Below are 502 nucleotides of genomic sequence, written 5' to 3'. Positions count from 1 at the left end.
ATGATCAAAGCCGCGGCGGCGGCCGGCCTCATCGACGAGGCGGCGGTGGCCTGCGAGGCCGCCCTCTCGGTCTACCGGGCCGGGGCGGACATCCTCATCACCTACTACGCCAAGGAGCTGGCCGGGTGGATGGACGAAGGGAGGATCGGCTGATGGGCCGTTCAGAAGAGCTCTTTACCCGGGCGGTGCAGCACATCCCCGGCGGGGTCAACAGCCCGGTGCGGGCCTTTGCCGCGGTGGGCAGCACCCCCCGCTTTATCCGCAAGGCGGACAAGCAGTTCATCTGGGATGTGGAGGGCAACCGCTACATCGACTACATCGGCTCCTGGGGGCCGATGATCCTGGGCCACAACTTCCCCGCCATCCGCGAGGCGGTGATCTCGGCGGCGGGGAGCGGCCTCTCCTTTGGCGCGGCCACCGAAAAGGAGGTGGAGATGGCCGAGCTCATCTGCGAGCTGGTCCCCTCCATCGAGATGGTGCGGATGGTCAACTCCGGCACCGC

At 67.7% G+C, this 502-nt stretch carries 2 protein-coding genes; both read left to right on the top strand.

The window, feature by feature from the left end:
• Entirely contained in the window at positions 1-153 is a 153-nt protein-coding gene (locus KQI88_RS18615; protein WP_216419680.1) for a porphobilinogen synthase, read from the top strand.
• The coding region (locus tag KQI88_RS17900) for an aminotransferase class III-fold pyridoxal phosphate-dependent enzyme (protein WP_216419678.1) at positions 153-502 on the top strand (350 nt) is incomplete at its 3' end. The genes KQI88_RS18615 and KQI88_RS17900, both read left to right, overlap by 1 nt.

The organism is Alkaliphilus flagellatus (assembly GCF_018919215.1).
In the GTDB taxonomy this organism is placed as follows: Bacteria; Bacillota; Clostridia; order Peptostreptococcales; family Natronincolaceae; genus Alkaliphilus_B; species Alkaliphilus_B flagellatus.
Note: the sequence above shows the minus strand (reverse complement) of the source record. Positions and strands in the feature narration are given on the sequence as shown.